At 49.6% G+C, this 23,464-nt stretch carries 14 protein-coding genes; 8 read left to right on the top strand and 6 right to left on the bottom strand.

Annotation, left to right across the window (positions count from 1 at the left end):
• Positions 1-215 precede the first annotated feature (215 nt).
• A complete protein-coding gene (locus LX87_RS26895; protein WP_111631413.1) occupies positions 216-719 on the top strand; it encodes an RNA polymerase sigma factor in 504 nt (167 codons plus the stop codon).
• A gap of 2 nt (positions 720-721) precedes the next feature.
• A complete protein-coding gene (locus LX87_RS26890; RefSeq protein ID WP_111631412.1) occupies positions 722-1,342 on the top strand; it encodes a hypothetical protein in 621 nt (206 codons plus the stop codon).
• Positions 1,343-1,542: 200 nt separating this feature from the next.
• On the opposite strand, the gene LX87_RS26885 is transcribed toward LX87_RS26890, so the two are convergent.
• On the bottom strand, positions 1,543-2,997 hold the full coding sequence (locus LX87_RS26885) for a RagB/SusD family nutrient uptake outer membrane protein (protein ID WP_111631411.1): 1,455 nt from the start codon (positions 2,995-2,997) through the stop codon (positions 1,543-1,545).
• 20 nt (positions 2,998-3,017) lie between these two features.
• Entirely contained in the window at positions 3,018-6,038 is a 3,021-nt protein-coding gene (locus tag LX87_RS26880) for a SusC/RagA family TonB-linked outer membrane protein (RefSeq protein ID WP_170139482.1), read from the bottom strand.
• A gap of 1,401 nt (positions 6,039-7,439) precedes the next feature.
• Between LX87_RS26880 and LX87_RS26875 the strand changes: the two genes are divergently transcribed.
• Both LX87_RS26875 and LX87_RS26870 read left to right on the top strand, forming a co-directional pair.
• A complete protein-coding gene (locus tag LX87_RS26875; RefSeq protein ID WP_170139481.1) occupies positions 7,440-8,828 on the top strand; it encodes a replication initiation protein in 1,389 nt (462 codons plus the stop codon).
• A 1,599-nt stretch (positions 8,829-10,427) separates the two neighbouring features.
• Positions 10,428-13,415, top strand: coding sequence for a DUF5060 domain-containing protein (locus tag LX87_RS26870; protein WP_211325382.1), 2,988 nt, complete (start codon positions 10,428-10,430; stop codon positions 13,413-13,415).
• A 228-nt stretch (positions 13,416-13,643) separates the two neighbouring features.
• On the opposite strand, the gene LX87_RS26865 is transcribed toward LX87_RS26870, so the two are convergent.
• Positions 13,644-14,558 carry an SDR family oxidoreductase gene (locus LX87_RS26865; RefSeq protein ID WP_111631407.1) on the bottom strand — a complete coding sequence of 305 codons (915 nt, stop codon included), beginning with the start codon at positions 14,556-14,558 and terminating at the stop codon, positions 13,644-13,646.
• Positions 14,559-14,680: 122 nt separating this feature from the next.
• Positions 14,681-15,451 carry a helix-turn-helix transcriptional regulator gene (locus LX87_RS26860; RefSeq protein WP_111631406.1) on the bottom strand — a complete coding sequence of 257 codons (771 nt, stop codon included), beginning with the start codon at positions 15,449-15,451 and terminating at the stop codon, positions 14,681-14,683.
• Positions 15,452-15,986: 535 nt separating this feature from the next.
• Here LX87_RS26860 and LX87_RS26855 point away from each other — a divergent pair.
• Together LX87_RS26855 and LX87_RS26850 are read left to right on the top strand one after the other, a co-directional pair.
• A complete protein-coding gene (locus LX87_RS26855) occupies positions 15,987-19,022 on the top strand; it encodes a SusC/RagA family TonB-linked outer membrane protein (protein WP_111631444.1) in 3,036 nt (1,011 codons plus the stop codon).
• A gap of 17 nt (positions 19,023-19,039) precedes the next feature.
• Complete coding sequence (locus LX87_RS26850; RefSeq protein WP_111631405.1) at positions 19,040-20,707, top strand: RagB/SusD family nutrient uptake outer membrane protein; 1,668 nt, start codon at positions 19,040-19,042, stop codon at positions 20,705-20,707.
• A gap of 223 nt (positions 20,708-20,930) precedes the next feature.
• On the opposite strand, the gene LX87_RS26845 is transcribed toward LX87_RS26850, so the two are convergent.
• Positions 20,931-21,587 (bottom strand): recombinase family protein, encoded by a 657-nt coding sequence (locus LX87_RS26845; RefSeq protein ID WP_111631404.1) that lies wholly within the window; start codon positions 21,585-21,587, stop codon positions 20,931-20,933.
• Between the two features lie 754 nt (positions 21,588-22,341).
• Between LX87_RS26845 and LX87_RS26840 the strand changes: the two genes are divergently transcribed.
• On the top strand, positions 22,342-22,680 hold the full coding sequence (locus LX87_RS26840) for a hypothetical protein (RefSeq protein ID WP_146624573.1): 339 nt from the start codon (positions 22,342-22,344) through the stop codon (positions 22,678-22,680).
• 165 nt (positions 22,681-22,845) lie between these two features.
• Entirely contained in the window at positions 22,846-23,139 is a 294-nt protein-coding gene (locus LX87_RS26835; protein ID WP_111631402.1) for a hypothetical protein, read from the top strand.
• A gap of 21 nt (positions 23,140-23,160) precedes the next feature.
• Here LX87_RS26835 and LX87_RS26830 read toward each other — a convergent pair.
• Positions 23,161-23,464, bottom strand: a 304-nt coding sequence (locus tag LX87_RS26830) for an integrase core domain-containing protein (RefSeq protein ID WP_146624572.1), incomplete at its 5' end; no start/stop codon positions are given.

Below are 23,464 nucleotides of genomic sequence, written 5' to 3'. Positions count from 1 at the left end.
GGGCCGTTTTTTGATCAAACCATTTTATACACCTACCATCGGGAGGCCCGTTGACCAGTTGTTTTACCAAACGAAGCGATCGTAAAAAAGACACCATGCTGAGACGAATTTCAGCCGTCTCCAGCAGCGTTGACAGATTCCTTAAATTTTAATCGATTTGGGTGTAGTTTTTTGCGCCTTTCGGCTACTTATTGAGAAAGAGCTTTCGAATCGAAATGAACACATCCATCGAAGAAAGGTTTCTGGCGCAACTCAATCAGCATCTGGCTATTGCTCACAAAATCAGCCGGGTCTATCAATCCGATGCCGATGAGCGGGCGGATCTGGTGCAGGAGATGATCTACCAGTTATGGAAAGCCTACCCTTCTTTCAATGGGCAGGCCAAGTTTTCTACCTGGATGTACAGCGTCTGTCTGAACACGGCCCTGACCTATCAGCGCAAGGCCAAACGGTGGCAACACCAAACGCTGATGCCGCTTCACGAGCAGGTTCCCGATGCGGCCCCCAACGACAGGGAAGATATTTCCTTGCGGCTTTTCGAAGCCATTGCTGACCTGGCCCCCCTCAACAAAGCCGTTATCATCCTGCATCTGGACGGACTGAGCTACGAGGAGATTGCCACGGTCCTGGGAATATCCCTCTCCAACGTGAGTGTGCGATTAGTACGCATCCGGAAAGAACTGGAAACGCGCTTAAAGGATAAACTTAAAACTCAATAACCATGTCCGTCATCGACGATCTGAAAAACCAGTGGAACCAGGCCAACCCGGTTCCGGCAAGCTTACCCTCTTACGATCCATCGGCCCTTGAGGAACTTGTACGCACCCGGGCTCGCCAGCCCATCAACCGGGCAATGCAGTACTTCTGGGGGGCTTTTACGCTGCAAATCATCGTGTATGCGCTGTTCAGCCATGTGTGGATCCGGTTCTGGGGAGAACCCCGTATCCAGTGGCTGTGTCTGGCCGGCCTGCTGCTCTACCTGCCGTTTACAGTGGTGCTGTTGAAAAAGTTCAAACGGATCGCCCGGGCCAGCCCGTCCAGCAAACAGCCCAGCGATTCGGTTCAGAAACGAATCCAGTACCAATACCTGAATCTGGTGTCGTTCTACCGGTTCAAGAAGCGGTATGAATACGGGTTGATTCCCATCAGTACCGGCCTATGCATCTTTCTACTTTTTGAGTTATATGTACCGGGCGGTCTGGAGCACTATCCGACGGCAGCGGCTGTTCTCTACGGACTTACCCTCCTGTCGTGTGGGTGGGCCATCCACCGGGAAAACCGTAACCAGTTCGAACGACCCATTGACGACTTGCAGCAACTTCTTAGCGAGTTCAATCAATAACCTCTGCTAAAATCCCTACACGGCTTTTGCAGGTTCATTCCGTGATAAAGATTGTATGGCGGCAAACATCCCCTGTGGGTCGCCATTGCCATCAGCCACTGACGGCGGCCCGAAGGATCATTTGGCATTACCACCCTATCAAAAAGGCTGAACCCGATGAAGGGTTCAGCCTTTTGCCGTTTGTTTTATGCAGCCTCTGGCTAGTAGCCGGAATTCTGGACCAGCGCCCTGTTGATATCCATCTCGCTCTGGGAGAAAGGCCACACATAAAATTTATCGTCCCATTTCAGGTTAATATTGCTGTGAATCAACTTGCCGTTGATCTCCTTTCCGATCTTCCACCGGACGACATCAAAGTAGCGGAGTCCTTCAAACGCCAGTTCTTTGCGACGTTCTTTCCGGATGGCGGTTCGGGTCAAAGACGTGATGGGGGTTAGGCCCGCCCGTTTCCGGATGGCGTTCACATAGCTGATGGCATTGGCATCGGCCGTTGTACCACCGCCTTTTTCAACCTGCGCTTCCGCATACATCAGGTACACATCGGCCAATCGAAACAGAACAACATCATGACCCGTGATGATATCCCGTTCGCTGGGGATGAACCTGGAGGGATCGTTGGCATCCAGAAATTTAATCAAACCGTAATTGGTGGCCGTAAATTCCGTCTGGAATTTAAAGCCGTCTTTTCGGGTGAAGGTGGTTTTATCGGGCGCGTAATAATACCATTCCGAAAGCCGTAAATCCGCGGGGTCATATTCGTCAATCAAATCCCTGGTAGGCGTCAGCCCTCCCCAACGGAAGAATTCAACCTCCTGCCCTCCATCATTCGATTGCCGCCCATCGCGGGTTTCCAGGTATTTCACCGAAAAAATAATCTCCGGACTGGTCAGTTGCCCTGCCCCTTTGACAAAGGGAGATTTCAGATCAGCGGATAACGCATAGTGAGATGACTTAATGATTGCCTCCGTATTGGTAATCACCTTGTCCCATTCTCCTTTAAAAAGAGCAATACGGGCCTGTAACGCCAGGGCGCTGGTCTTCACGGCATGTCCGGACTGGTAAGCGATATCCGGCAGGTTTTCGGTCGCAAAAGCCAGATCTTCCTGGATAAATTGATAGACCTCCTCGGCACTCGACCTGGCTATTTTCAAGTCATCGATATTTACCGGCACCTGTTTGTAGATCACCACTCCGCCCCAGCGCTGTGCCAGTTCAAAATAAAAAAAAGCGCGCAGAAACCGGGCCTCCGCTTCGTACCGTTTGGCAGCCGCGTCGGCCATAGGTGCTTTTTTGAAGTTGGCCAGAAAAACGTTGGCCGTGGCAATTCCCTGATAACAGGCCGTGTATAACGAGTTGGCGGAACCGGAATTGACGGGATCGAGCGTACCGGACTGCATCAGCCGAATGGGGGTTTGGTGCTGCGCCCATCCGTTGTCTACCGCAGCGTCAAAGTAGCTCCGGCTCCAGGTCAGAAAGGAGCCTTTCAAGCGGGCGTAACAACCGGCTAATGCCATCTCAACGTCGCTCTCCGTCGTCCAGAAGTTACCGGCAGCAATTTCCTGCTGGGGGACTTTTTCTAAAAAGGTATCGTCGCAAGCGGTTAATAAACTGCCACCCAGCAGTAAAAAACCAATTTTTCGAAAGCTATTTTTCATGTTCTTGGATCCTTAAAGTTCTAAAAGCCTACGTTTAATCCCATTGAAAGCACTTTCAACTGGGGGTATTGCGCGTGCCATCCATCACTGGCACGCTCGGGGTCCAAATCCGGATATTTGGTGAAGGTCAGCAGGTTGTCGCCAGCCACAAACACCTTCAGGCGATTGATACCCACCCGTTTAGACAGAACCGTCGGAATGGTATACCCCAGGTAAATGTTTTTCAACCGCAGGTAAGAAGCATCTTTTAAAAAGTAGGTAGACCCCTGCGCGGTGCCGCCCGTCATGGGCGCATAGCCCCACCCGTAGATCGCGGGAATATCGGAATCCGGATTGGTGACCGGGTCGTAGGCATTCAGAAATTTAGGGTGCGGAGAGGAGCCCTGTGAGAAAGGGTCTTCACCAAAGAAAATGGTTTTCACCTTTTGTCCTTCAACACCCTGGAAGAAGAGTGAAAGATCGAAATTTTTCCAGGCCACATTTCCGCCAAAGGAATAAATAAAAGCCGGATAAGCCCCTTTAACGGGGATACGGTCTTTCCCGTCAATGACACCATCGCCGTTTTGATCCTTGAATTTAATATCTCCTAACTGCGGGTTGCCGGGCGTTACCACCGCCTTCAACTCTTCCTGCGACTTAAAAATGCCGGTGTACTCATACAGGTAGTAGTCATTATAAGGACGGCCTTCCTCAATGATGCGCTCTCCATAAACCGGTGCCGGAAATTTCATGACCTTATTCCGATTGATAGAAGCCTGGGCATTTACGCCATACTGGACCCCGCCAATCCGGTTGCTATGACCCAGTTCGATTTCAACGCCATAGTTCTTGAATTCACCAAAGTTGACAGTAGGGGCCGACATCCCCGTGCTGGCCGGGATAATGGCACCCGCTAGAATACCGGTGGTATATTTGTTATACCATTCGACGGTTCCGAAGAAGATGTCGTTTTTGAAGTTAAAATCCAGTCCCAGGTTCGTGATGGCCGTCTTTTCCCATTCGATATTTCGATTGCGTAAGGCGGTCTGGTAAGCCCCCTGCACCAAAGCATTATTAAAGGCGTACGAGGTTGTAACATACGTCTCCTGATACGGATAATCGCCGATATTGGCGTTGCCCAGCAAACCGTAAGACGCCCGCAGTTTCAGGTTACTGATCGCGGGAAGACCGTCTTTTATAAACGCTTCTTCGCTGATGCGCCAGGCCGCAGATGCCGACGGGAAGAAACCCCAACGGTTGTCTTTAAAAATCCGGGAGGTTCCGTCATACCGGAAGTTTCCTTCAAATAAGTACTTGCTGCTGAATGCATACGTGGCCCGCCCAAAAATAGACTGGAACGCCCATTCGGTCAGGCTGCCCCCAACGACCTGGTTTAGCGAGCCCATTCCGTTGAGTTCATACATCTGCTTGACCGGGAAAACGTTCCGGCTTCCGGTGAGCGTACGGTATTTCTGGTCTTCCTGACTGTACCCCAGCAGGGCCGTCACGTCATGTTTCCCTTTGCTCCAGTCCCAGTTTAACGAAGAGTAAAAGGTGTTCAGGATGGTTCGGTAGTTGTTATTGAAAACGCCCAGGGCTTCGGGGCCAAACGGGGTTCCTTTGCTATGCACGTCAGTTCCGCCGGTCTGGTATTCCTTATCCGGCAAATAATAAAACGCGTCGGCACCGTAGTGGTAAATCCGTTGGAACTGTTCGGTAAACCGGGTGGCAAGTTTTGTACTCAGTTTTAGCCGCATATCCTTTCCGTGCAGGAAATTAATGTCGGCATATCCCTGTAGGTTGGCCTGCCAGTCTTCATAATCCCGAAAGGTTTCGTTGGCAATCCAGAAGGGGTTCCGGTTGTTCTGGGTTCCGCCGACGCCCGTGGGCATAGCCTTATCGGTATAGCGTCCGCTTCCGTCGGGCAAATACGGTTTGACCAGCGGAGCCTGCGTCATTGTCATCAGCACAAAGTTCTGATTCTCATAGTAGGGCGAGTGGGACTTTCCGTTCAGAAAGGTCATGTTTGTGCCCACGGTAATGTATTTATTTACCGTCGCCGACACGTTTGCCAGTCCATTAAACCGCTTGTAATCATGGCCGATCAAAACCCCGTCCTGCTTGAGTATTCCGGCAGACATATTGTACCGCACATTCTCCGAACCGCCACTTATCCCAAGGTTATGGTCCTGCATGGCCGCATTCCGCCAGACGGCTTTGGTCCAGTCATAATCGGGAAATAAATTCAGGTCGCGGTTGGGCGCTTTGTATTTGTCAATCAACGTTTGCGGGAATGGAACGGCGCTAACGGCATTGCGTGCGACGGCCCGGTTGAATAGGTCCATGTATTGCGCCGAGTTCCAGATTTGATTCGGGACACCCGTGGGCGACTGAGACCGAACAGACATGTTATACGAAACCCGTGGTTTACCGCTTTTTCCCTGCTTGGTGGTTACCAGAATAACCCCATTGGCGGCCCGGGCACCGTAAATCGAAGCCGAGGCCGCATCCTTCAGCACGGAAATGCTTTCGATGTCCGTCATGGGCAGGCCGTCCAGCGAACCGACAACCCCATCCACCAGCACAAGGGGGGTGGTGTTGGTGCCCCAGGAACTGGCTCCCCGCAACTGAACCGAAACGCTTTCACGACCGGGCATCCCCGTACCCTGGGTAATCCGTAAGCCGGGAACTTTACCCTGGAGGGCCGAGGTGCTGTTGGTCACCTGGCGGGTTTGAACATCCTCCATAACGACCGTCGCTACCGAACCCGTCAGGTTGGCTTTCTTCTGGGTGCCATACCCCACCACGACCACTTCATCTAGGGCCTTGGTATCGGCAAGCAGCGTGATGTTCAGCGAAGAGCGGTCGCCTACAGTGACTTCCTGCATCCCATATCCCACAAAAGAGAAGACCAGGACGGCCTGCGCATTAGGCACCATGATCTCAAAATTACCGTCTTTATTGGTCACAGATCCTCTTTGGGTCCCTTTCAGCACAACGTTTACACCAGCAAGCGCATCCCCTTTGTCGTCGGTTACTTTCCCCGTTATCAGGGCATCCAAACGCGGAGACAGTAAACTTCGGGTTACAGGCTTATTCAGTACTAAATCATTTACAGGGGTTTCGGCATGAGCCGAAGAAGTTCTGGCCCATAAAAAACTAAGAAACAAGAGGGCATAAGAAGCGTGCTTCAACGCCCAACCGTGCATTGGCGTACAATACTTACGTTGCATCAGATTCTAAAGTTAAAGGTTAGGAATAAGAGTAGATTGCAGGTCGCATGACTGCTTTCCGGGGCAGATTATGAGCAGGGCTCCGAAAGCGTTTGCCTGCTGTTCAAGATGTAAAGACGCTAGTAGATTTTAGATTTTTCCATAGGCAACGATGAGGTTTGCTAGTTAAAACGATAAGAACGACATCACGGGATCACTTCGGTAAATCCTATGATCTGAAGCCTGCTTTTCTCTTTACTCCTCTCCCACGCAAATTTGCCCCTTCTGTTTTCGGCTGTTCGAAGCGCCGAAAACAGGTCTTCCTCCCCTTTTCACGGTGGTTAGCCCGGTATCTGGACCTAGGTTTTCACTTTGTGAATAAAAAGTTTAAAAATCCCGATAAATAAAGCAAACAAATACCATTTACTAACTTAAAGCGCCGGTATTTATTAACGCATCAGTGCCAGACTGACAGTTCTCATATGCCGCCTATCGCTTACTCACCTGTAACCTGATTCACGTTTATCTATAACCTATTTCACGTAGCCGCTTCTTTCGTTTTGTTTTTTATGAGCTCACGTAGGGAACCTGTCTTTTTTATTTTACCCCCTTTTTTCCTTAAAAAATTAGACAACACACGCTTTGTGTGTTTATTTCTTTTATTGTTTTAAAAAGTTTCTTTTAGGCCCCGCAAACGATTTGAAAATCAACAGGTTACAACCTTAGCTATAACCTGTTTCACGTCTAACTATAACCTGTCTCACGTATTTGTATAACCTGATTCACGTGTTTATATAACCTATTTCACGTATTTGTATAACCTGATTCACGTGTTTATATAACCTATTTCACGTAGTCTATAACCTGTTTCACGTACTATAACCCATTTCGCGTACTATAACCTGATTCACGCATTTGTATAACTCAGTTCACGTGTACGCTGTCAGCAAGCTGTGAAAGCATGAGGCCGCAATAGAATAATTTTTTTCAGTCGTTACACCGGCTTTTTAGGAGTATCACTTGCTCCAATCGGTGTGTTTTCGAGAGTGACAGATCAGGAAAGAGGCATTCGTATTCACGGCCTCAATGTTACTATAACCTGATTCACGTATCTAAATTTGGTTGGACTAATCAACTATAACCCCATTCACGTAGAGCCTCTGTTGTTTTTAACGCTCCTTCTTTGAATCTTACCCACCAACTTTGTAACACCGTCAAAAATGCGTATGTTGACGTATTAAACAGATGCTCATGAGAGAGGTAAAAGTTCGCAAACGGAGCGATACAGGGGAACAATCCATCGTTCGGATGAAAGCCGGCCGGAGTGGAATTGTCGAAGCTACTTACCGCATGGATGTGACCGAATTTAGAGTTTTCTTCACCATGCTTACGATGATCAGCCCCGATGATGTGACGTTTTGTGAATACGAAATCCGGGTTGCGGATATCATGCGGCTTTTTGATTTGAGCAGGGACGGGCGCAGTTACGAAATAATCAAGGAGGCCGCCGAACGCCTGGTCAATAAAACGCTCGTACTCTACCACACCAAGGAGGATGGACGTCGTTACCGGACAGTTATTCCTTTTCTGACCAGTACCAGTACGCAGATCGACGATGCGCGGGGAGAATCTATTCGGGTTACCTTCCATCCGGAACTGAAACCCTTTCTGTTGCAACTCCGGTCAGAGTACCTTGAATTTGACGTTAAAAACCTGGCCCGGGTTCAAAGTCAATATTCGATCCGTCTTTACATGATGTTACGGCACATGATGAATCTCAAGCGTTTTACGGTGCGGTACACCGTAGAACGACTCCGGGAGATCTTCGAAATTGGTGAAAAGGAATATCCCCTTTATGGGAACTTTAAACAGAAAATTCTGCTGCGTGCCTGCAACGATTTAAACGAAACAACCAACATTCGCATCGACCAACTGGAGGAGGAGCGTTCCAACCGGAAAATTGCCGCTATTGTTTTTCATGTATCCGAGCAGAAACGACCTATACAAACAACCCGGAAAAACGCTAAGAACAAACTTGATGAACCGGTTGAACCGGACGTAGCGGTTATTCGCCGAAAAGCGCCGGTGGTGGCCATCAGCAGTGATTCCTCGCTGGAGCCTGTTGTTGACGAGTTGTTTTCGTCCGTTCAACCGTATGTTTCCCGGCAGGTCCTGCAGGAATGGCTTACCCTGTATCCGGAGGAACAGGTCCGGATTGCGATCCGACATACCCTGAAACAAATAAGCCAGGGGATAGTCATTAAAAATGTAGGAGGGTATTTGCAAAAAATGGTGACAACCTCATTACCCTTATCCTTTGAGGCCCCGCCTGCCAAAACGGCTGATGAGAAAAAACAAAAGGAACTGGAAAAGGCCCGAAAAGCTCAGCAACAGCAGGAAGAGCGTCTGGCTGAACAGACGCGGGCACAATTTCAGCGGGCCGTACAAATGCTTCGTGAACATCCGGAGTGGGTTCAGCGGGTAGAAGAGCATCTGCAAACAGGATTGTTTGGCCATTTTTACCGAAAAGAACGCGATCTGGCGGAAAATCTCCAGAACCCCGCCCTGGTGGGGCCTTTCTTTCAAATTATGACAACCTTGATGCCCACTATTTTCGAGCAGCTTGACCTGCACCAATAACCGGCCAGTCGGTAGTGTGAAAACGGCTTTTCCAGCTTCAACAGCAAGAGCGGGCAGTCAAAAATCAGCCGGAACCGACAGCGCCCGGAGTCTTTGCCTGCGTTTCAATTATAGCTTTTAAAAGCTGATTCGTGCTGAAAAAAAACGGGTGGTACGCTGTTACGATGAGGAGTTATAGCGCAAGGAACGCCTTTATTTTATCGGTCAATTGATGTAACTCCGGCGATTTAAACGACGCCGGGCTTTGTTGCATACGATCTTTTCCCTTATTCCCGGTTCATTAGCGGATTGTCGGGGCTTCCTGGTTACCTTTCGTACTTGTTTTTTAGCCGACCTGGGTAATTGCTTACTCCTCGAGCGAAAATCTTTTTTAACCGTGTTTAAGTGCCCCATTAGCAACAAACTCGCTACTTCCGTTTAATTGTCCGGCTACTAAGTCTGTATTCTTTTAGGTTTGCGGGACGGTAAAAAACCAGGGTTTGGACGGTATACTGTACAGGTCAGATGCGAAACGACGCCCTGCAAATTGAATCACACTGCTTCGCTAAATCCCGCTGGCACAGTTCGGTGCATATTCTTCCTGTCACATTACTTTAAAATAACCATCGTTTGATCGTGGAATTTTTTTCCAAACGTGGCAAACTTTCTACGTCTTTGGCTTTAAATGCAACCATTCTGCGTATAAGCTTAATTGATAGAAATTATTTAACCTTTCATATGTACAAATCCGCTGATGATCAGGATTTGACTGCTCTATAGATGGCAGGTTTTAGTATGTTAATGAGGTTCCCCGGAAGACCTTCGCCACAGCTACTCAAAGAAGGTTTGCTTTATGGTACCCAAACCGCCTTTTTCTTACAAAACCATACTAAAAGCTATCAATCTCGCTAATAGAGCTGCTGGTAAAGCTGGTTTTGTTGAGCCAACGCTTACTGCGAAACCGTTGCCTTTCCTACGTGGCAATCTAGGCCAGAAGTATAAAGGTCAAAATATTCATTCTCTCCTTTTTATAGTAAATAGCCCATAGTTCGCTTCTTGTTATCCAACTGTTATTTGAATATAAATACTTATTGATATAATAAGAAAATCCTGTAGTAGTTACAAAAAGCAGACTTGCTAACCGTTTCCGAATAATCACAAAATAAAGTTGATATCTGGTCCTGGCATTCTTAATGACCCTTTTTTTTAAGGATACAATTCGTTTATGCTTAATTATAGGTTAAAATCATCTTATGAAACGATTAAGATGTTTATAATAACTGTGTCTGACAATTGTCGGTTGCTGAAGATGTAATGGAATGGCAAGGCTATTCAAGTATGTTTTAAGGCAACTCAATACTATTTATTACTAAATCTGTCCATATGGTACGTTAGCTTATGAAACATCGTTCTTCCCTCCCTGATTACTACTTGTTGTCTATTAAATAGCAATCAGTGAGGGCACGTTTATTGTTCTTACTAATCTAAAAGAATGCTCCTGTAAACCCATATGAAAATGGGTAAATTAAAAAGCTTGTAGTAGTCGTATTGGTGTTCATGACAAAGAGACTAAATGACTATAAAATTACTTGTAGTATTATTAATTTAATTCACACCACAATGAAAACACGTTGTTTACTTATATGGCTGATTAGTTTTTATATCTGCCAATTTGCCAGCGCTCAAACGGCTTTTTTTAATGCCAGTCTAGCGGCTCAATCTGGTTTGGTCATCAGCCTGACCGATACCCCTTACACCCCGGCAGGCGGAAAGGGATTAACACCGGGTTCTGCTAGTGTGAACCAAGCTCCGATGGCGGCCCGTACCACGAGTGGTAACCTGGACCAAGAGTCTGATGACCGGGTTGCTCTTACCGGTTTCACACTGATTAACGCTGCGACCCATACCGACTTATATGCCTTAAAGGAGGGCGATGAGGTCAATCTGGCAGTGACGGGTACTCAGCTTAACATCCGGGTCAATACCCACGCAACGCTTAGCAAAGTAGTCTTTGATCTAAATGAGAATAAAAATGTTAGGACCGAGAGGGAGGCTCCTTATACCTTAGCGGGAGATACCGATGACAGACACAAGGCCTGGACCCCTTCTCTAGGCAGACATACACTGAAAGCCACGCCCTATGATGCTTCGGGGCAAGCCGGTACTCCGCTGACGGTTACTTTTACGGTCGTTTCCAGACCCGTCGACCAAGTTACGCTCACTGGCTTCACGCTGATTAACGCTGCGACCCATACCGACTTATATGCTTTAAAGGAGGGTGATGAGGTCAATCTGGCAGTGACGGGTACTCAGCTTAACGTCCGGGTCAATACCCACGCAACGCTTAGCAAAGTAGTCTTTGATCTAAATGAGAATAAAAATGTTAGGACCGAGAGGGAGGCTCCTTATACCTTAGCGGGAGATACCGATGACAGACACAAGGCCTGGACCCCTTCTCTAGGCAGACATACACTGAAAGCCACGCCCTATGATGCTTCGGGGCAAGCCGGTACTCCGCTGACGGTTACTTTTACGGTCGTTTCCAGACCAGCCGACGAAGAGCAGCCCGGAGAAAATCCATCCTCTACTCCGGTTGCTATAGAGGGCGAATTAAAAAAATGGCATAAGATCACGCTCATCATTAAAGGACCGGCTACTTCGGAAACCGCAGGCGAAAACCCCTTCCTAAACTACCGACTGAATGTAACCTTCGCTAAAGGAGCCAAAAAGTATGTGGTGCCGGGCTACTTTGCCGCCGACGGCAACGCCGGTCAGACCAGTGCCACTTCCGGAAACATCTGGAAAGTACACTTCTCGCCCGATGAAACCGGCGAATGGTCTTATGCTATTTCCCTGCGGAAAGGCAACAATATCGCCATCAACGATGATCCCAATGCGGGTTCGCAAGTCAAACCCGTTGATGGCAGGTCCGGTACGTTTAACGTAGCAGCTACCGATAAAACAGGCACTGACCTGCGGGCGAAAGGGCGTTTACGCTATGTGGGCGAACATTATCTACAGTTTGCCGAAACCGGCGAATTTTTTCTGAAAGGGGGCGTGGATTCGCCCGAGAATTTTCTGGCCTACGACGATTTCGACAATACGCCCAACAATGGGGGTAGACGCAAAAGCTGGAGTCCGCACGTGCAGGACTGGCGGTCGGGCAACCCGACCTGGAAAGACGGTAAGGGCAAAGGCATTATTGGGGCTGTCAACTACCTGGCCAGTCAGCAACTCAACGTCTTCTCGTTTTTGACTATGAACATCAACGGCGACGATAAGAATGTCTATCCGTATGTGAGTTCGGACGAATATACCCGTTTTGACTGCTCAAAGCTGGACCAGTGGGAGATGGTGTTCGAACACGCTACGAAGCTGGGAATGTATTTACACTTCAAGACCCAGGAGCGGGAAAACTGCAACCTGCTGGATGGAGGCCGCGTTGGGATTCAGCGGAAGTTGTATTACCGCGAGCTGATCGCGCGCTTTGCGCACCATTTAGCCTTAAACTGGAATATAGGCGAGGAGAACATTCAGACCACCCAGCAGCGTAAGGAGATGGCTCAGTACTTTCAGGAGCATGACCCGTATAATCATCATATTGTTATTCATACGAATGTTAAGGAACAGGATGAGGTCTACACACCGTTGCTTGGAAACCATTCGGCTTACACTGGGGCGTCTATCCAGACGGATTGGAATAACGTCTACAGAGAAACCAAACTGTGGGTACAGGAATCGGCTAAATCGGATAAGAAGTGGGTGGTAGCCAACGACGAACAGAACTCCGTAGGCGTATCCTGTGATGCTGATTATCAGGGGAACAGGGGGAATGTGGCCGATAATCAGGACGATATGCGCAAAGAAGCGCTCTGGGGTAACCTGATGGCGGGTGGTGCCGGGGTTGAATATTATTTCGGAGGCAGCACCGGAGAGACGGACCTGGCCGCCGAAGACTTCCGATCACGGGCCAAGATGTACCGTTACACCCGCCATGCCCTGACCTTTTTCAGGAGCTACGTACCCCTAAAGCAAGTGCGTGTGATGAATAATGTCAATTCGGGGTGGGTGCTGGGCCAGGAAGGAGAGCTGTATGTGGTTTATCTGAAAGATGGCGGCAGTGCCGATATCACCATCAATACCGGTGCTGCCTACACGGTTCAATGGTACGATCCGCGTAATGGTGGAAATCTCCAAAACGGATCGGTTCGTTCGTTTTTGGGTGATGGCTCCACCTCGATTGGTTATCCTCCCAATAATAGCAGAGAAGATTGGGTTGCATTGATTAGAAAGGCATCTGACCGGTCCAATCGGCTTACCCAGAGCGGTTTATCGCGGAATGAAACGAATGATCTTCAGGTGGTACTCTTAGGGAACCCCATTAAAAACGATGCCGTTGAAGTGGCTGTACACGGGGCGGGCGACGGGCCGTTACGCTTGCAACTGGTTGGGGTCAGGGGTGAAGTGGTAGCCGATAAACAGATTTCGAAGGCGGATCCTTTAGAAAAGCAACGAATCTCGGTTTCAGGTCAGGCTGCGGGTTTATTCCTGCTTCGGGTCAGCACTCCGAGGCAAAGCCAAACCCTGAAAATAATGAAAGACGAATAAAGCCAACCCGTATTCCAGGAGTCATTTCAACGGGTGAAGGCTAGGTTTTGACAGCGAAACCCTTCCAGACTTCGTGCAGGGCGGCTTGGACCGACCGAACGACTAACCGGAAGGGTTTCTGGCGTATAAAGATTCCGTAAACTGGGCATCTGTTCCAGCATCAGGGCGGTACATAAGGCATCCGGCTGGCGGTTTTGACCAATCCGGGAGGGCGATACCTATCGTAACTCATCGATACCCGGTAGCATCCGCTGGTAAACCGGCATCCTGGACCTCTACCACATAACGCCAGGCATCGGGTTGGGAGCCATCAACATCCGTAAAACCGTACTCCTTCGCCAGTTGGCCGCTGGACGTCGATACGCCATTCCAGCGATGATGGTCCGGATCGGTAGCCAGGGCCACCACCGCCCGGCCAACAAAATAAGGCGTCTCCGAAATCACAAAATGCGGCTCTTTGCTTAAGGCATCTTGCCAGTTCGCTTCGCTGACGCCAAACAAATCAAGCATAATTTCGGAGCGTAACCAGCCCGGCGTCAGGGCAATTACGGTGCAGCCAAAGGGCTGTAGTTCTTTGGCCTGCGCCCAAGCTAAGCGAATCACCGAGGTCTTCGCTAAATCATAGAATAAGGAGAGTCGATAGTGGGACTGGTTGTACTCGGCCGTGCCATCCGTTAGTTCCAGAACCAGCCCACCCGGTTTACGAATCAAAAGCGGTAATGCATAGTGACTGGTGATAATATGGGTATCAATCGCTAAACGAAGCAGCCGCAATCCGTTTTCGAGCGAGTGTTCCCAAACGGGTTTATACCACTCGGTTAGAAATTCTCCTCCCCAGATGTCATTGACCAGGATATCAAGCTGACCCTGTTCACGATCAATTCGCTCAACCAGTTGTTTAACCTGTTCGGCTACCAGATGATCCACCTGAACGGCAATGCCTTTCCCTCCGGCCTGGGTAACCAGTTCAGCCGTTTCTTCGATGGTTTGCGGTAAACCGTATTCGGATAATTGCGACCGCGTTGTACGACCGGTTACATAAACGGTCGCACCGGCTCTTCCTAATTCCACGGCAATGCCTCGTCCGGCTCCCCGCGTAGCGCCAGCCACCAGGGCTATTTTTCCCGTAAGCGTTTTTTCCATTAGACTGTCTCTCAAAAAGTCGTTCGAACAAGTGAAAGGCGGTTTTCAGCCGACCTGCGGGCAAATATAGAAGCCGCATGGTCGGTAAACTTTGTACAAAAACGACAAAAACAGCTTTGTTGTCAGCCGATCCGGGAGGGAAGATGACCCGCATACCGTTTAAAGTGCCTGGTCAGATGGGCGTGATCGTAATAGCCAGCCCGAAACGCAATATCCAGTAGACTCTGCTGGCGTTCCCTATGGCTGATTAGCTGGTAAGTGTACTGGAACCGGATCAGGTTACAGATTTCTTTCAGCGGAACGCCCAGGTGCTCCCCAAATTTCCGCTCTAACTGTCTTTCGGTTGTATGGTATTGCGAGGCTAGTTCCCTGACGGCAATTTGCCCCCGTATATCGAGCAGGGTGCCAACCAGATTGTTTATCAGCGTATTATCTTTTCCGTGGAGATGCCGCCGTAACAACGTATTGATCTTCTTCCAATCAGCTTGAGGTTCCGGCTCAATGCCTGAGGGCTGGAAAAATCCGTAATCCCACGGGAACGTAGTCGGGTCAAGCTCCTGAATCTGGTTCGCCATTCCCTGTTGGCGAATGCCCAGAAGCGTACTCAGGCCAAACGGTTTAAAACGAATGCCCGCCAGGTTGGCACCCGCTGGCAGCAGCATATCCTGAAAAGTAGTCATCGTACCGATCAGGTAAGGCTTTCCAGGTTTTAACCGATGCGTTTTTCCGTTCCAGATCTGAACTTCCTCCCCTAGATTGAAGATAACATCCGTGCAAATATCGGGTATAACGCGTCGGGGGGACGCCATCGGTAGGGTTCCTGTCCGCAAGGTCCAATAGCAGTCCAGGTAGGGAATAAGGTCTGTTGATGGGGTGTATTCCTGGTAGTGCATTCCTGAAGTAAGGTAGGTTTCCTTTTAAAGATAAATAAGTCAGGGGTCGGCGCTTGGCTATGCTCGGACTTGCGCTTATTTTGAATTGATAGGGCACTTTATGACCTCATAAAAAGACCCGAAAATAAAGAAAAAACTCTTTTTGAACCGAGGTTTTAACCACCATGACGGATTGTCTAAGATCAAAATTCCGGCCAGGCTTCAAGGTGATTGATGAAATGACCCACTCCTGCTGTAGCAATCCTATAACGCTTCCAGAAATTTCACTTTCTTTTTTGGAAAGTAAAAATGGCCTCGCCTACCTTTGCAGCGGTATTTCAAATTCTGTTGGTCGGCAATCCGGCCAGATGGCCGTGTTTATTTTCCAGGTTCACGACTATTAATCTATTAATTATATATACTTTATATACTTTATTTTTCATCCTTTTAAATCCTTACCCCTCCAATTCAAACATCCACTATGAGAAACCGATTACTCTTTAATCAAATTCAGCTCGCCATTTTCCTTTTTAGCCTGTTGGTTATTATACCGGCAATGGCTTTTCATCCACCCCAAACGGTGGCAATTACCATCAGCGGGCGCGTTACTGACCAGGAAACGGGTCAGGGCATCCCGGGAGTGAACGTACTGGTGAAAGGCACCGCTCAGGGAGCGTCAACCAACGTCGATGGAAATTATCAGATCAATGTCCCCAACGCCAGCACTACCCTGGTGTTTAGCTTCGTGGGCTATGTCACGCAGGAAATCGTGGTCGGTTCGCAGACGACGCTCAACGTCACGCTGGCATCCGACAGCAAAAGCCTGGGTGAAGTCGTGGTCGTGGGTTACGGTACACAATCAAAAGCCAAACTGATTGGCTCGGTAGCCCAGATTGAATCCGATAAGATTAACAACCGGGCGGTGCCGCAACTCTCCCAAAGCCTGACGGGACAATTGCCGGGGGTTTCCATCATTCAGCGGTCGGGGCAGCCGGGCAGCAGTGGCGGAACCATCCAGATTCGCGGGGTGGGGTCGTTCGGAGCGGCCACCAATCCGCTGATTCTGGTCGATGGGATTCCCACCAACTCGTTTAATGACATCGACCCCAACGACGTGGAGTCGGTTTCGGTCCTGAAAGATGCGTCCTCGGCCGCTATTTACGGTGCCCGGGCCGCCAACGGGGTTATTCTGGTGACCACCAAACTCGGCAAAAGTAAAAAGCCCCGCATCAGCTACAACGGTTACGTGGGTGTGCAGCGCATGACGGCCACCCCCGAAATTGTTAACTCGGCCGAATACGCACAACTCATGAACGAAGCCGTGCCGGGTACGTATACCGATGCGCAGATTCAGAAGTTTCGCGATGGCTCCGATCCGGACAACTACCCCAACAGTGATTTTATAGGGGCCGTTTTGAAAAAACAGACCCTACAAACGGGGCATAACATCTCCATTTCCAACGGGGGCGACAACACCCAGTACCTGTTATCCGCGGGTTACCTGCGGCAGAATGGTATTGTGGCCAAAAACGATTACACCCGCTATAACCTGCGGCTTAACCTGACCAATACGCTGACCCAACGCCTGAAGCTAACAACCCGGCTGTCGGCCATTCAGTCGGTGGATCACCAGCCCGCAGCCCCGCCCACGCTCGACTTTAACGATATGGTGACGGCCATCGGGCAGGTGGTTCGTTCAGCTCCGGTTTACCCCATCCGGTTAAGCAACGGCGACTGGGGAACGGGTCTGGTCAATAAAGGAACGCCCGTTTCGTACCTCGACAATGAATCCTCCTATACCGGCAAATCAACGGATCTGCTCGGTAATATGCGCTTGGACTGGCAGGTTATTGATGATCTGACGCTCTCGGTATTGGGCGGATATACGCAGACCACGGGACGCGGAACCCGTTTTCTAGCCACCCAGCGGTTAAATTCGGCCATTACGCTGGGCCCCTCATCCCTCAATGAATCAACCAACACAACCACGTATCGAACGCTACAGGCCTTTGCCGATTACCGCAAAACAGTTGGCAAACACGAAATCAGCGCCCTGGCGGGTTATTCCTTCGAAACCTCGCTGATCGAATCGCTCGGACTCAGCCGTTCTAACCTGCCTACCAACAACATAACCGTTATCAACGCGGGTGATGCCAGTACGCAGACCACCAGCGGAACCGCCGACGAGTGGGCGCTCGAATCGTACTTTGGTCGCCTGCAATACAATTACGATAACAAGTACCTGGCCGAAGGAACCCTGCGTTACGATGGGTCATCCCGCTTCCCGACAGACCGCAAATACGCGGCTTTCCCGTCGGTGGCTGTCGGCTGGCGATTGGGTCAGGAAGCGTTTATCAAAGACCGCTTTACCTTTATCGATGAATTGAAGCTGAAAGCTTCATATGGTACGCTGGGAAACCAGAACCTTCTGAATACGAATGGATCGGCTAACTACTATCCGTATCAGAACGTTCTCAATACGGGTTATAACTACCCGTTTGGGGGTGTCATCACGACGGGTGTGGCCCGCACCACCATTACCGACACCACCCTGCACTGGGAATCGACCCGAACAAAAGATATTGGTCTGGAAGCCAGTTTCTTCAAACGCCTGATTAGCGTCAGTGCTTCGTACTTTCACAAAAAAACCTACGATATTCTGGTCAGCCCGTCGGCCAGCGTTGCGAAAGTGCTGGGCTTTAATGTCGGCCAAAAGAATTCGGGCAGTCTGTTGAATGAAGGCTGGGAATTTACCCTCCAGCATCAGCATAAACGGGGTGGGTTTTCGTACTCGATAGGCGGTAACCTGACATACCTGAAAAATACCGTTCTGGACCTGGGCGTCGGCAACGTAACGCAGCCGAATGGCCTGGTTGGTAACGGCAGTACCTTATTTATTGGTTATCCGTCCAGCCTTTACTACGGTTACGTAGCCGATGGCCTGTTTGTCAATCAGGACGATATCAATACCTGGGCGAATCAGACGGCCATTGCTCCCAACCCCAAACCGGGCGACATTCGATACAAAGACATCAGCGGTCCCAACGGTGTTCCCGACGGAAAAGTGGATGCCAACTACGACCGCACCTACCTGGGCAGCACGATTCCGAAACTAAACTACGGTATTAATCTAACGGCGGGTTTCCGAGGATTCGACCTGTCGGTGCTGTTTCAGGGCGTTGGCGGGGTGGGTGGCTCCCTGAGCGGGTATGCCGGCTATGCGTTCTACAATACCGGCAATGTGCAGCGCTGGCAGGCTGATGGTCGCTGGACGGCTGCCAACCCCGACCGGAATGCGCTGTATCCCCGGCTTGAGTTAATCACCAACAGCGGAACCAACAACACGCTGACGTCGTCGTTCTGGACGCTGAACGGATCGTATTTGCGGTTGAAAAATGTGCAGCTCGGCTATAACGTACCGAAGACTCTGACCCAAAAACTGAACCTTCAGTCGGTTCGGGTGTATGCCAACGCCGAGAACCTGCACCTGTGGAGTAGCTACCGGAAAGGCTGGGACCCCGAGATCAATACCGGGGGAGCGTATTACCCGATTCTGGCCAACTACACCTTCGGTTTAAACCTTACTTTTTAAGCACCGTCATTCCTCTCATGAAAACAAGATATTTCAAGCTTCGAACAACCCTATTGGCCCTGACTCTCTGTAGCGTATGGCTGACTTCCTGCCGCGACCAACTCGATAAAGCCCCCCTGAGCAGCTACGTGAACGATTCGTTCTGGACTACGGAAAGCAACGCCATGCTGGCGCTGGCGGGAATGTACCGGGGCAATATTCAGATGACGGCGGCCCCATCGACGGCGGCCGAATTTGCGGCCACGGACTGGTGGTCGTACCACGGTTTGATTTGTCTGGAACTGGCCAGTGACAATGCCTACGACCGTCGGGGCGACAACTCAGGGATCAACCAGTTGACCAACGGCAACCTGATGCCCACCAACGCCTACCTGTCGGACTACTGGACCGCCAGCTACAGCCGCATTGCCCGGTGCAATTACTTCATTGAAAATGTGGGCCGAACGCCCATCAGCGCCGAAAAAATAAAGCGAATGACCGCCGAAGCGCGTTTTCTACGGGCCTGCCAGTATTTTTATCTTTCGCAGTATTTCGGAGCCGTCCCCATGGTCACGAAAACGCTGAGTCTGAACGAGGCCAATACCGTTACCAAGTCGCCCAAAACCGAAGTCCTCAAGTTTGCAACGGATGAACTGGCCGCCAGTGCCGCCGATTTGCCCCGGAACAAAGACGTATCCGCAGCCGAACGCGGTCGGGCAACGCGGCAGGCGGCTCTGGCCTTTTTAGGGCGGGCCCAGCTGGCCGCCGGGGCTTTCAACGAAGCCGCCACAACGTATCAGACGATCATCGACTTCGGAGACAATTCCATTGATCCGAATTTTGCCAGTTTGTTCAACGGAACCAACGAAGCGAGCAAAGAAATCATTTTTGCGACCCAGTACGTCAAAGATCAGGCTCCCAATGCAATGGCGCAGCATTTGTTCCCGGCGGTGGCCGGCGGCTGGCACCTGTTTAATCCGCTGGGGAGTCTGGTAGAATCGTATGAATTTACGGACGGAACACCGTTTTCCTACGCCGATAAACGGTACAATGCCGCCGATCTGACGGCAAACCGGGATCCACGGCTTGGGTATACGGTTTTGGTGAACGGACAGCTTTTCCAGAATCAGCGCTACATTACCCACCCGGATTCGACCCGCTCGGCCGACCAACTGACCACCTCGAAGCAGGCGACGCGCACGGGTTTTGGGATGAAAAAATTTAACTACGATGGGGTAACGGGCGATTTGCAGAATTCGGGCATCGACCTGCCCATTATTCGGTATGCGGAAGTGCTGCTGAGTTATCTGGAAGCCCGACTGGAAGCGGGAGCCGGTATCAATCAGGCGTTGCTCGACCAAACCATCAATGCGGTTCGGGGACGGGCAACGGTAAATATGCCCAAAGTAACCGAAACCGACCCCGCCAAATTACGGGTCATTCTGCGTCGTGAACGTCGGAACGAGCTAGCGCTCGAAGGGCTTCGACTCTGGGATTTAAAGCGGTGGAACCTAGCCGCCCAAACGCTCAACGGCGATTTTTACGGGGCTCCATTCCCGGGCGCTGTCAATCTTCGCCGGAAAACCGCCACTACCAACGACCCGAATAGCCGCTGGTATGTAACTTCGAAAGCATTCCGGGCCGGCACCGACGAAACCTGGCCCATTCCGCAGAGCGAAGTAAACATCAACCCGGCATTGCGATAGTCCGGAGGATAGCTGATTGAGGAAAATTTTCGTTCGGCAGGGTAAAATTACTACGTTGATCTGCGCCGACGAGATGGATTGTATTTAATAAGCTGGTAACCAGCCCGGTGTCATACTAAAATGGCACCGGGACCTGGGTGATTGGAACGGCAAGCTGAAATACCATCCCCTCAAACGGGAGTTTATCTCTTATAATAAGGCTGTTTTCACCACCGTGACTGCTTCAGCGAACCCGCTGAAGCAGCCGGTACACCGCTTTACCATCAAAGGACTTGTTGCGCCGGGTCTGGTAATGAGTTTGATTGAGTTTTTCGGCAATCTGGGTATACGTCATGCCTTTGGTCCGGTAAAGCAGGGCCAGTTCGGTGGCCTGCACATTGGCTTTGTGGGTGGCCGCGTTCTTCCGTCTGATTTCCTCTCCTTTCCGAATGGCCTCCCGGGTTAAGTTCTCGGGTTTACCCAGCGGAAAACCCTGACTTTTCTTTTGGGCCAGTGCAGCACGGGTCCGCTCGGAAGTACGCTCGGCTTCGTACTGGGCAAAAGTTACCATCATGCCCACGGTCAGCGTGTTTGCGTCGGGCAAATCACAGGCCACAAAGTCCACCCCCGAATCCCGCAGCGTCATCACAAAGGCGACGTTACGGCTAAGCCGGTCTAACTTGGCAATTAAAAGCTTTGCTCCCTGCTGCTGGCAGATACGAATGGCATCGACGAGTTTAGGCCGGTCACTTTTTTTGCCCGATTCTACTTCGGTCAGTTCCGCAATGATCTCATCGGTTTCCCGCAGGTAGCGGCCCACAATGGTTTGTTGATCGCCCAGCCCCAGGCCGGACCGCCCCTGTGCTTTGGTGGAGACGCGGTAATAGCAAACGTACTTCATCGATAAAATCTATCAGGGAAAAAAGCTTCTTGGGCAAAAATAGCTATTTATGGCATTTTATGAACGAGCGTTTGTAATACGCCATAAACAAATTTAGTCTCAAACAGCATAAGTGGTGGGAGAGGGGTGACAGGGCTGAAATGAACGTTTAAGCCTTGTAATAAGATGGACCGCTTGCCTGCCCGATCCCGTGGAACACTTTGTGCATTATCACCACGGTCGTAGTGCTCTTGTGATTTTTACAAACAGCGTAAAAACATGAAGGCACTTATGGCTCGTTCAACTTTTTGAACCACTCATTTCTAAAATATTTCAAATGTTGGAAAGGGGAGGAGGGACTTTATCAAGCTCGGCTCTATCTTTAAAATTTAATTTGCTTAATAAAAAACCACATAATCCAACTAAAAATATCTCCCAAATGGTATGAAGAGATTTGTTATATAAAATTGCACTTTCTCAACAACAGCTGTATAAGTATTCTTATGTTATTCGACTATTCCTAGATCAACCGCCCTTTACAGGCCCTCAAAACAAGCCCCATTGTAGGTTGGAAAGGGAAGATAAAAGCCGGTATTAAGTTAAAGGAATATTCGTAGATTCACCCCGCCCACTACGAGTAAAGGACCTTGAAGATGGCCTTAACATATACATTAGATTATACAATACTTTTTGCTGTATGTGCTACTGCGTTTACATTGCAACAATTGAACCCCAGGAAAAGAGTACGTTCATTCCAAATGAAACCGAACTGTATTTGGAAGAGCCTATTCAGAAAGAGCTGGAAGATTTGAGAGATAAATTTTCCAACCCGCACATCTATTATGTAGGCTCTTACACCAACTGTTCATGTGGGTTCGATCTACCATCAGACCAACTTGAAAATCCTGTCTGGGAAGATGCCAAGCGTTCAGTAGCACGACTTATTGACTTGATTAAACTGAAATCTCGGTGGGGAAATCTTGAATTCTATTGTTGTTGGGCCGGCAACACCGCTTCAGCAGTTGAAGAACATGTACATTTAAAGGCAGGCTCAACTTCACTTGACAGTTATTTTGGATTAACTGAAAATCAGTTGATTATTTTTGAAGCTTAACATAAGTACAGTGGCTGTTGCAAAAGGTCTCCGGACTGCTTGCTCCGGCAGCTAGCCCGCTCAAGATGGGTACTTTTGGGTTTGGAATTAAGAGACAAATGGCCCGGCTGAGCGGTTGATAGACTTTTGAAACAGCCACATAGTTTTGATTATACAACAGTAAAAATGACGGTTGAAGACTTGGTCCCGCTAAGCGGTGATTCGATTTTAATGGCTTGGCAGTATGTCGAAGACAAACTTATAGTGACGCTTGAATTAAGCGAGACTGATGCTACCGTCTCGATTGCGATCAAGTCCAAGTGGTTCGCTATTGATGTGCCTAACCACTCCAGTAGTGATGCATTTCGAACTTGTTATATTGAAATAGCTAAACTTAAAGATTCACTGGCTGAAACAAACGGGTTTTATGTGCCAGCCAAAGAGTTTGTGTACGTCGTCAGCAGAAAGTGGACAACTTAAGTTGGAAAGGGAAGAGAGGCTTTAAGCGCTTTGTGCTTGCTGACAAATATAATTTTTCCGCCGTTGCAACAGCGTTAAGTGCTTGACTTTTTGCCGTTCCGCCAACAGATCCTGCTGGCGGCCCCAGTAAACGTCAGCTGGTGTCACATTATTAAGTGATTCATGGTAGCGATGATTGTTATAATAATCGACCCATTCACCAATCCGCCTACTCAACTCATCGGGACTGTAATAGTGTTCAAGCAAGACAACGTTTTTCATTGACCGGTGATAGCGCTCAATTTTACCCTGGGTCATGGGATGGAAAGGGGCGCTTCGAATGTGG

This window comes from Larkinella arboricola, assembly GCF_003259745.1.
Taxonomy (GTDB): domain Bacteria; phylum Bacteroidota; class Bacteroidia; order Cytophagales; family Spirosomataceae; genus Larkinella; species Larkinella arboricola.
The sequence above is the reverse complement of the archived record's forward strand: the minus strand, read 5'-3'. Positions and strand labels throughout refer to the sequence as shown.

Coding starts and splice junctions, on each gene's coding strand:
- LX87_RS26895 (WP_111631413.1), top strand. CDS start 216: ATGAACACATCCATCGAAGAAAGGTTTCTGGCGCAACTCAATCAGCAT.
- LX87_RS26870 (WP_211325382.1), top strand. CDS start 10,428: ATGAAAACACGTTGTTTACTTATATGGCTGATTAGTTTTTATATCTGC.
- LX87_RS26890 (WP_111631412.1), top strand. CDS start 722: ATGTCCGTCATCGACGATCTGAAAAACCAGTGGAACCAGGCCAACCCG.
- LX87_RS26850 (WP_111631405.1), top strand. CDS start 19,040: ATGAAAACAAGATATTTCAAGCTTCGAACAACCCTATTGGCCCTGACT.
- LX87_RS26860 (WP_111631406.1), bottom strand. CDS start 15,451: ATGCACTACCAGGAATACACCCCATCAACAGACCTTATTCCCTACCTG.
- LX87_RS26885 (WP_111631411.1), bottom strand. CDS start 2,997: ATGAAAAATAGCTTTCGAAAAATTGGTTTTTTACTGCTGGGTGGCAGT.
- LX87_RS26865 (WP_111631407.1), bottom strand. CDS start 14,558: ATGGAAAAAACGCTTACGGGAAAAATAGCCCTGGTGGCTGGCGCTACG.
- LX87_RS26835 (WP_111631402.1), top strand. CDS start 22,846: ATGACGGTTGAAGACTTGGTCCCGCTAAGCGGTGATTCGATTTTAATG.
- LX87_RS26855 (WP_111631444.1), top strand. CDS start 15,987: ATGGCTTTTCATCCACCCCAAACGGTGGCAATTACCATCAGCGGGCGC.
- LX87_RS26875 (WP_170139481.1), top strand. CDS start 7,440: ATGAGAGAGGTAAAAGTTCGCAAACGGAGCGATACAGGGGAACAATCC.
- LX87_RS26845 (WP_111631404.1), bottom strand. CDS start 21,587: ATGAAGTACGTTTGCTATTACCGCGTCTCCACCAAAGCACAGGGGCGG.